General features: G+C 63.2%; 6 protein-coding genes. 3 read left to right on the top strand and 3 right to left on the bottom strand.

Going from position 1 to position 7930, the window contains the following annotated elements; all coding sequences use genetic code 11:
* The first annotated feature begins 199 nt into the window (after positions 1–199).
* The 3 genes from AC1DWI_RS08065 to AC1DWI_RS08055 are packed head-to-tail and all read left to right on the top strand — an operon-like array spanning position 200 to position 4845.
* Positions 200–487, top strand: coding sequence for an HNH endonuclease (locus AC1DWI_RS08065; RefSeq protein ID WP_477669228.1), 288 nt, complete (start codon positions 200–202; stop codon positions 485–487).
* On the top strand, positions 484–3255 hold the full coding sequence (locus tag AC1DWI_RS08060; protein ID WP_477669229.1) for a 7TM diverse intracellular signaling domain-containing protein: 2772 nt from the start codon (positions 484–486) through the stop codon (positions 3253–3255). The genes AC1DWI_RS08065 and AC1DWI_RS08060 overlap by 4 nt, the downstream gene beginning before the upstream one ends.
* 9 nt (positions 3256–3264) lie before the next feature.
* A complete protein-coding gene (locus AC1DWI_RS08055; protein WP_477724650.1) occupies positions 3265–4845 on the top strand; it encodes an alkaline phosphatase D family protein in 1581 nt (526 codons plus the stop codon).
* A gap of 171 nt (positions 4846–5016) precedes the next feature.
* Here AC1DWI_RS08055 and AC1DWI_RS08050 read toward each other — a convergent pair whose 3' ends face one another.
* From AC1DWI_RS08050 to AC1DWI_RS08040, 3 genes are all read right to left on the bottom strand, one after another.
* Positions 5017–6873, bottom strand: a complete 1857-nt coding sequence (locus AC1DWI_RS08050; RefSeq protein WP_477724649.1) for an ABC transporter ATP-binding protein — start codon at positions 6871–6873, stop codon at positions 5017–5019.
* Positions 6874–6979: 106 nt separating this feature from the next.
* Positions 6980–7690 carry a phosphoserine phosphatase SerB gene (gene serB / locus AC1DWI_RS08045; protein WP_477669232.1) on the bottom strand — a complete coding sequence of 237 codons (711 nt, stop codon included), beginning with the start codon at positions 7688–7690 and terminating at the stop codon, positions 6980–6982.
* Positions 7687–7930: hypothetical protein (locus AC1DWI_RS08040; RefSeq protein ID WP_477724648.1), on the bottom strand; the 244-nt coding region annotated here is incomplete at its 5' end. The genes AC1DWI_RS08040 and serB, both read right to left, overlap by 4 nt.

Below are 7930 nucleotides of genomic sequence, written 5' to 3'. Positions count from 1 at the left end.
GCTACCCGCAATGTCGGTTTCAACCCCGATGGCACCGGCGGCATTCGCATCGACAAGAACGACCGTTTTGCGACGCAGTGGGAAGACTCCTTCACCCAACCCGCCGACGCGCGGCCGGCCAGGATCGAATAGGGGACGCGGCAATGAGCGCTGCGCAAAGGCAGCTGCCCGCGAGCGGCGGTCAGAGGAAAACGCTGCCGTGAGCAGGCTGGGGCATACCCGGGACAAGATCTACAAAACTGTGGCGCGGCAGCTCCACGGGGTGGTGCCGTGCTGGGTGTGCGGCGAACACGTTACGCCCCAGGCCGCCACCCTGGAGCACATCCTGCCCCTGAGCGAAGGGGGCAACAGCCATGCAGAAAACCTGGCGATCAGCCATGAAGTCTGCAACGGCCAGCGGCACGCAGCGGGCGCCGTTCCGGCTTCTGCCGCCTCGCCGGGACAGGTGCAGAGGCGCAAGTCCCCGCTTCTTGCCTCCAACCCATGACCTCTTGCTTCCGGTACCTGTTTCGGGTTGTGCTTGCCCTGCTGCTGGTGGGTGCCGGGCCATTGGTTTGGTCGCAGCCGCAGGAGCCCGCGCAGGAGCGCACCGGAGCAGGGGAGATCATCATCGGCGGCGACGACAGATATGTACTGTCCCAGTCGTTTACCTACCTTGAAGACGCCGGCGGCGAGCTGACACTGGCCGACCTTTTGAAACCGGATGCCCAGGCCCGCTTTCAGCCGGTGCCGCAAACCGGCTCGGCCACCAACTTTGGTTTGACCAGCTCGGCCATCTGGCTGCGCGTGAACCTGCAGACCGAACGCAGCACACCCGCAGACTGGATGCTGGAGCTGGCCTATCCGCCGCTGGACCGGCTGGAGCTGTATTCACCGGACGGCAAGGGCGGCTTTGTGTGGCAGGTGGGCGGTGACCTGTTGCCTTTTGCCGATCGGGCCGTGGTGCACCGCAACCATGTGATGCCGGTGCGTCTCAAGCCCGGTGCCGTCAATACGCTCTACCTTCGGGTAACGTCGGACGGCACAGTGTCTGCGCCCGTTCGTCTCTGGCAGCCTGCAGCGCTGTGGCGGCACGACCAGGCTGAGTACGCCACGATCAGCCTCTACTTTGGTTTGCTGGTCGGGCTCTTTTTCTACAACCTGCTGCTGTTTTTTTCGGTGCGTGACCGGGCCTACCTGATCTATGTGGCGTTTGTCGGCTGCATGGCCATCGCGCAGGCCGCGCTGACAGGTTTTGGCGCGCAATTCATCTGGCCGGGCCTTACCTGGTGGAACAGCATTTCGCCCCCTGCGGGCATGGCGGCGACCGCCTCTTTCGGCATTCTGTTTGCACGCAGCTTTCTTTCCAGTGCACTCAAGATGCCCCGCATGGACCGCTTTATAAAGGCGCTGGTGGGTGGCTGGCTGCTGACCCTGCTGGCCGCTTTTACGATGCCTTATGTGGTGTCTTCATGGATGGTGACCGTGCTGGCGGTTCTCAGTGTCACCACGCTGGTCGCGGTGGGTTTGCTGAGCGTGCGCATGGGGCATCCCGGGGCCCGGTATTTCCTGGCGGCATGGGCCCTGCTGCTGGTGGGTGTGGTGACGCTGGCGTTGCACAACACGGGTGTCCTGCCGTCGAATGTACTCACGGCCAATTCGCTGTTGATCGGGTCGGCGCTGGAAATGGTGGTGCTGTCGTTTGCGCTGGCGGACCGCATCAACGTCACCCGGCAGGAAAAAGAGCAGGCCCAGGCCCGCATCATGGCTGAGCAATCCATGGTGGAGGCCTTGAGCGTTTCCCAGGAAAACTTTCGCACCCTGCTGAAAGAGCGCGAAATGATCCTGGAAAATTCCATTGTGGGCATTGCCTTCCTGACACCGGATGGCCGCTTTCGCTGGGCCAACCAGGCCATGCTCAAGGTATTCGGTGCAGGCAGCAATCCATTGACCTCAATGGAGCCGTTTTACCTGTCGCGTGAGCAGTACCTGACGGTGGGCGGTGAAGTGGCCGCCTGCGTGAGCCGCGGTGAAAACTACGAAGGCGAAATCCAGGTCCGGCAGTTTGACGGCACCTTGATCTGGGTGTCGCTGTCGGGCAAGTCCGTTGCCGAACGCGACCTTTCGCAGGGCACGGTATGGGTGATCATCAACATCACGCAGCGCAAGGAACTGGAGGCCAAGCTGCTGCGGACATCCTCGGAGCGCGAAGCCATTCTTAATAGCGCGCTGGTGGGCATTGTGCTGTCGGTGAACCGGCGCCATGAGTGGGTCAACGAGAAATTCGCCCAGATGATCGGCGGCCCGCGCGAAGAACTGATGGGGCAGTCGTCCAGCTATATCCATCCCGACCTTGCCACCTGGGAGCAGTTCGGCAAGGAAGCGCGTGAGATGCTGATTGCCACCGGCAGTTATATCAATGAACGCCAGCTCAGAAGGCGGGACGGACAGCTCTTCTGGGTGCAGATGGCCGGCAGTTGTGTTCAGCCCCATGACCCTGATTCAGGTGTGATCTGGGCGTTTCTTGACATCACCGAACGCAAGAAATCAGAGGAAGACACACGCGAGGCCCTTGAGCAGCAAAAGGCGCTCAATGAACTGCGCACCCGCTTCGTGGCCATGACCAGCCATGAGTTCCGGACGCCGCTGTCTGGCATTCTTTCCGCCGAGGAATTGCTCAGGCATTACGGCAGCCGCTTGCCTGAGTCGGAAAAACTGGAGATTCTGGACAGCATTGCTGCCGGCGTGAAACGCATGACGGGCATGTTGGACCGCGTGCTGCTGCTGGGCAAGGCCGATGCCCAGATGCTGGAGTTTGAACCGCATCCGCTGGACCTGCACAGGCTGTGCCATCAATTGGTGGAAGAGGCGCGCACCCAGCAACCGGACAGCCTGTGCGAGTTGCAGCTGGATTATTCCGCCGGGGCGGGAGAAGGCCTGTACGACGAGAAGCTCCTGCGCCACATCTTCAGCAACCTGCTCTCCAATGCGGTCAAGTACTCGCCGCTGGGCGGTCTTGTGCGGTTCACCGTGAGCATCGATCAGGACACGACCGTCATGGAGGTGGCGGACGAGGGCATCGGTATTCCGGAGGACGAGTTGCCGCACCTGTTCGAATCTTTTCACCGCGCCAGCAACGTGGGCACCATCCAGGGCACCGGCCTGGGCCTGGCGATTGTGCGCAACGCGGTCGACATCCACGGCGGCACCATCGATGTGCACAGCAGCGCGGGCTCGGGAACCACCTTCATCGTGCGCCTGCCAGCCAGGCACTGAGTGATCCACATGACTCCCGTAATCCACAGGCGCCGGTTGCTTCAGTCGCTGGCGGCGGCGGGTGCTGGTTTTTACCTGCCACCCAGGGCATCGGCCCAGCAACGGCTGACCGGAAATCCTTTCACGCTGGGCGTGGCCAGCGGTTCACCCGCCCATGACTCGGTGGTGCTCTGGACGCGGCTGCTGCTGGACAATGATGCGGCCGTGCGCTTGCAGCCGGTAGCCGTGCGCTGGGAGATTGCGCACGACGATCATTTTTCGCGCATCGTGCAAGCCGGTCAGGTCCATGCGGTACCCGGTCTGGCGCACTCGGTGCATGTGGAGGTGCAGGGCCTGGAGGCCGATCGCTGGTATTTCTACCGCTTCGCGGTGGGCGAGGCGGTGAGCGCCACCGGCCGCACCCGCACCTTTCCGGCGCCCGATGCCGCTGTGGGGCGGCTGCGGCTGGCCTATGCCTCTTGCCAGCGCTGGGAACACGGCTACTACAGCGCCTACCGCCATATGCTTGCTGAAGAGCTTGATCTCGTGCTCTTCCTGGGCGACTACATCTACGAATACCCCAACGCCGGCCAGCCGGTGCGTGTGCCCACGGGCGGCTGGGTGCTCACGCTGGACGACTACCGCCAGCGCTATGCCATGCACAAGGGCGACGCCGACCTGCAAGCCATGCATGCAACCTGCCCCTGGCTGGTGACGTGGGATGACCACGAGGTGCAAAACGACTACGCGGGCGCCACACCCGGCAACAGCGGGCCGCCGGCGCCGGACTTTGCCGCCCGCCGCGCCGCCGCTTACCAGGCTTTTTATGAACACATGCCCGTGCGCGCTTCGGCGCTGACGCGGGCCGTGGCCGGCCTGGCAAGCGGCGCAGAAATGCGCATTTACCAGCGCGTTCCCTACGGCCGCCTGGCCTCGCTCTACATGYTGGACGCCCGCCAATACAAGGATGCGCAGGCCTGCACGCGTGACGGGAAAACCGGCTCCAGCACACTGAACCCCGCCACCTGCGCTGCCTGGAAAGATCCGGYCCGCAGCATGCTGGGGAGGCAGCAGGAAAGCTGGCTGGACGCTGAATGGAGCCGGGCCGCCAGCAAGGAAAGCAGCTGGAATCTGGTCGGCCAGCAATCGCTTTTTGGTCAGCGGGACTTTCGCCGTGGGCCTGAGCAGGTTTTCTGGAACGACGGCTGGGACGGTTATGCAGCGGCGCGTACGCGCTTCACGGACTCCCTGCGCAAGCACGCCGTTGCGAACCCGGTCATCCTGGGCGGCGATGTGCATGAAAACTGGGTGGGCCACGTCAAGGCCGACTACGCGGATGCGGCCAGCCCGTCCGTGGGCACGGAATTCTGCGGCACCAGCATCACGTCCCGCTCTGCCGGCAACGCGAAAATTCCGGACTACCTCGCCGAGAATCCGCACTTTGTATTTGCGGACTCAGAACGCAAAGGCTACGGCGTGGTGGAACTGACCCCGCGCAAGCTCACTACCACCTTGCGCGTGGTGAGCGACGTGACGCGCGCCGACAGCGGCGTACAAACGCTGGCGCAGTTTGCGGTGCAGGCGGGACGCCCGGTGGTCGAGAAAGCCTGAATCCGGCATGAGTGCAGCAGGCTCCGGGTTCAGGTATTTTGAGGCTTTTTCGTAAGAAAAATCGGGCTCTAGCCCTTTCAGTGCATGCGCGAGCAGCTATTAAAACAATAGCAAACGAGTACTCGCCCCAGATGAGTACTAAGGCGCGGGCACCCGGTGCGGCCAGCAGCGTCAAGCCGCCAGCTCTTCTTCTTCCAGGTTGTCGCTCAGAAAACCGCCGCTCTGGTGCGCCCAGAGCCGTGCATACAGGCCGCCATTGGCCAGCAGGCTGCGGTGGTCGCCTTCTTCGACGATGCGCCCCTGGTCGAGCACGATCAGCCTGTCCATCGCGGCGATGGTCGAGAGGCGATGGGCGATGGCGATCACCGTCTTGCCCTGCATCAAAGTGTTCAGGCTGCTCTGGATGGCGACTTCGACTTCGGAGTCGAGTGCGCTGGTGGCTTCGTCCAGCAGCAGGATGGGCGCGTCCTTGAGCATCACGCGCGCAATTGCGATGCGCTGGCGCTGCCCGCCCGAGAGCTTCACACCGCGTTCGCCCACATGGGCGTCGTAGCCGTGGCGGGCGTGCGGATCGGTCAGGTCGGCGATGAAGGTGTCGGCTTCGGCACGCCGTGCGGCCAGGCGCATGTCGTCGTCGGTGGCGCCGGGGCGGCTGTAGGTGATGTTGTCGCGCACCGAACGATGCAGCAGAGAGGTATCTTGCGTCACCATGCCGATGTGGCTGCGCAGGCTGTCCTGCGTCACGGTAGCAATGTCCTGGCCGTCGATCAGGATGCGCCCGCCGTCGAGGTCATAAAACCGCAGCAGCAGGTTGACCAGCGTCGATTTGCCCGCGCCGGAGCGTCCGATCAGGCCTATCTTTTCGCCAGGTCTGACGGTCAGCGTCAGCTGGTCGATCACCGGTTTGTTCTTGCCGTAGCTGAAGTTCACGGCTTCAAAGCGCACTTCGCCGCGCGGCACGTCCAGTGCGGCCGCACCTGGCGCGTCCACGATGGTGTGCGGCCGCGAAAGCGTGTTGATGCCGTCCTGCACGGTGCCCACGCTTTCAAAGAGGCTGGTGGTCTCCCACATGATCCAGTGCGACATGCCCTGCAAACGCAGCGCCATGGCAGTGGCCGCGGCCACCGCACCCGCGCCGACCTGGCCCAGGTGCCACAGCCACAGCGAGGTGCCGGCCATGCCGAGGATCAGTCCCATGCTGAGCGTGTGGTTGACGATCTCGAATGCGCTGACCAGGCGCATCTGGGTGTAGCCGGTCTTCATGAACTCGCTCATGGCGTCGCGCGCGAAGCCGGCTTCGCGCCGGGTGTGCGAAAACAGCTTGACGGTGGTGATGTTGGTGTAGGCGTCGGTGATGCGGCCTGTCATCAATGAGCGGGCGTCGGCCTGCTGCTTGCCGATGCGGCCCAGCCGCGGCACAAAGTAATAGAGGCTGGCGATGTAGAGCGCCAGCCAGACCAGGAAGGGCGCCACCAGCTTCGTGTCGAAGGCCGCGGCCAGCACCGTCATGGTGGCGATGTATACACCCATGGCCACCAGCACGTCGGCCAGCACGAAGAGCGTGTCGCGCACCGCCAGTGCGGTCTGCATGACCTTGGTGGTCAGCCGGCCGGCGAATTCGTCCTGGTAGAAGGACATGCTTTGCCCGAGCATCAGGCGGTGAAAGTTCCAGCGCAGCCGCATCGGGAAGTTGATGGCCAGCGTCTGGTGCTTCACGGTGGTCTGCAGCGCCACGGCGGCGATGCTGGCCACCACGATGAAGGCGAGCCAGCCCAGTGCGTTGCCGTGCTCGACCCACAGGTTGGCGGGCGCCGTCGCGCCGAGCCAGTCGACGATGCGGCCCAGCATGGCGAACAGCAAGGYCTCAAAAATCGCCATCACCGCCGAGAGCAGCGCCAGCTGCAGGATGTAGCCGCGCGCGCCTTCGGTGCAGGCCCACAGAAAGGCCATGAAACCCTTGGGCGGCAAGGAGGGGTCGGCGTCAGGGTAGGCGGGAAGCTGGCTTTCGAATCGTTTGAAAAAACCCATGGATGTCGTTTGTCTTTGGTTCAGGTGTCTGCTTATAAGGCGTTATGGCTGTGGGATCGTTGATTTATTGGGGAAGGATTGATGCGTCGGCCGAGGTGTGGCGGCCTCAGCTGAAAAGCTCCAGCAGGCGGTCCAGGCCGCCTTCGTTGATGGCGACCATGGCCTGCTCGCGTACGCGCGGCTTGGCGTGATAGGCCACCGAGAGGCCGGCTACGCCCATCATGGGCAGGTCGTTGGCACCGTCGCCCATGGCAATCGCCTGCAGCGGGTTGATGCCCAGGTTGGCGCAGGTTTCCAGCAGCATCTTTCGCTTCTCTTCGCCGTCACAGATGTCGCCCCAGGGCTGGTCGACCATCTTGCCGGTGAGAAAGCCGTCTTTGATTTCGAGCACGTTGGAGCGCGTGTAGTCGATGCCCAGCTCGTCACGCACGCGGTCGGTAAAGAAGGTAAAGCCGCCGCTGACCAGCAGCACCTTCATGCCGGCTTCTTTGCAGGCATGCACCAGCTCGGTCGCGCCGGGGTTGAGCTTGAGACGCTCGTGGTAGACCTGTTCCATGCTGGCCACGCTCACGCCCTTGAGCAAGGCTACGCGCTGGCGCAGGCTCTCTTTGTAGTCGGTGATCTCACCGCGCATGGCGGCTTCGGTGATGGCGGCCACTTCGGCCTTGCGGCCGGCAGCGTCGGCGATTTCGTCCACACACTCGATGTTGATGAGCGTGGAATCCATGTCAAAGGCGATCAGCCTGAAATTGCTGAGCTTGAGGTCTGGCGTAGAGACGTTGACGACGAGGCCGGGGGAGATTTCAGCGGGGGTCATGCGGGCGTTGCTTCTGTGGTGGAGGGGGTTTTGGGTTGGCCGAGAGAGCGCAGGATGTCGCGCACCATTTGCGCGCGGTCTTTGGGTTCGGGCAGCTCGCGCTCGATGCGCAGCTTGTCGTTGCCGGCCAATTTGATGTGCCGGTTCTTCTGGATGAGATGCATGATGGCCATCGAATCGATGGGCGGGTCTTTCTTGAAGGTGATGTTGATGCCGCCGGGCGCGGCATCGACCTTGACC

Source organism: Polaromonas sp. P3_C2, from assembly GCF_056402675.1.
Note: the sequence above shows the minus strand (reverse complement) of the source record. Positions and strands in the feature narration are given on the sequence as shown.

What these genes read in the sequence shown, in the direction of transcription:
- AC1DWI_RS08060 (WP_477669229.1), top strand. Translation starts at nt 484, where the DNA reads ATGACCTCTTGCTTCCGGTACCTGTTTCGGGTTGTGCTTGCCCTGCTG.
- serB (WP_477669232.1), bottom strand. Translation starts at nt 7,690, where the DNA reads ATGACCCCCGCTGAAATCTCCCCCGGCCTCGTCGTCAACGTCTCTACG.